Source organism: Enterobacter cloacae complex sp. P12RS (assembly GCF_014895875.1).
In the GTDB taxonomy this organism is placed as follows: Bacteria; Pseudomonadota; Gammaproteobacteria; order Enterobacterales; family Enterobacteriaceae; genus Enterobacter; species Enterobacter bugandensis.
The window spans coordinates 277-1,290 of record NZ_JADBQO010000096.1; the positions used below are offsets into that span (position 1 = coordinate 277).

General features: G+C 37.3%; 2 protein-coding genes. Both read right to left on the bottom strand.

The genetic code is table 11. The annotated features are described in order from the left end of the window. Positions 1-149: 149 nt before the first annotated feature. Positions 150-515 carry a hypothetical protein gene (locus IM284_RS23050; protein WP_047368725.1) on the bottom strand — a complete coding sequence of 122 codons (366 nt, stop codon included), beginning with the start codon at positions 513-515 and terminating at the stop codon, positions 150-152. 16 nt (positions 516-531) lie between these two features. Continuing rightward, positions 532-912, bottom strand: coding sequence for a hypothetical protein (locus tag IM284_RS23055; RefSeq protein WP_047368726.1), 381 nt, complete (start codon positions 910-912; stop codon positions 532-534). Positions 913-1,014: the final 102 nt, after the last annotated feature.

A 1,014-nucleotide genomic window follows, 5' to 3' on the forward strand; every position in this document is an offset into this window, starting at 1 on the left:
TTCGAGTGGTTTTATATAGGTCAAAATGACAATGTAAACCGTGCTTATCCTTTGCCACTTAACTCTGTTTTTTAAACTGCTTGTCGGAACTGCTGATACAGTTCCTCTTTTGCCACTGATTGTTGTTATCGTTTTTGGCGCTTTTGATCTTAATATGCAGGGCCCGATTGAGCCAACGCGTTACGCTTCATATCCCAGGAATAAAACCAGTCATGCCAGCCATTTTTTTTTGCTGGATAGCTACAGACAACGACCACTTCCTTTGACAGGTTGAATGTTAAGTAATAGAAAATCGCACCTTCAGGAGGTGCAGACCAAAATAGTTTTTCGCCCTGCGCATTGAAGATGGTCAAAACGGTCGGTAATGGCTTTGGTTCGCTTAACGCAAAGACTAACTGGCGTGTTGAGTCGACCATTGCATAGTCTAAAAAGGGCATATTAACCAGTATGTTACTTTCGCCACACGTCCATTGAAGCAGGTCATTTTCTTTGATGAAATTGAGATTTTTAATCACAGGTTAACCTCAACTTTTAAAGTTTGATCTGTTTCAAATCACCTTCAAAAAGCCCCACAAGATATACCCGATATCGGGCTGGCTGCACTTCTCTATACGTTAATACAGCAGAAAATTCTTTCAAACACTTTGAACAAATGTTTTTCGAAACATCTAATTGGCTTTCATCGTAGCTATATTTCTTATATTCACTAACAAACTTCACGCCTCTCATTTTCTTAACCAAAAAGCATTTTACCTCTACAGGGAGCGTGTCAAACTCATATGAGTTTACTATGGAATAGACTATTACGCCTTCGCATTCAGGGCATGCTATTTCCTTTCCATACTCTATGAAATCATTGTCAATGCCATCAAGGACTAATAACTTCTTTTTCAGTCTGTTAATTATTTTCATTTCTAACCTTTAATTGTATTAATAGAAAAATCAGGTGAGAGGTAAATGAAGGCTTTTATTAATCAATTACATCATATAGTCAAACATTCTATTCGATATAAA

Coding starts and splice junctions, on each gene's coding strand:
- IM284_RS23055 (WP_047368726.1), bottom strand. CDS start 912: ATGAAAATAATTAACAGACTGAAAAAGAAGTTATTAGTCCTTGATGGC.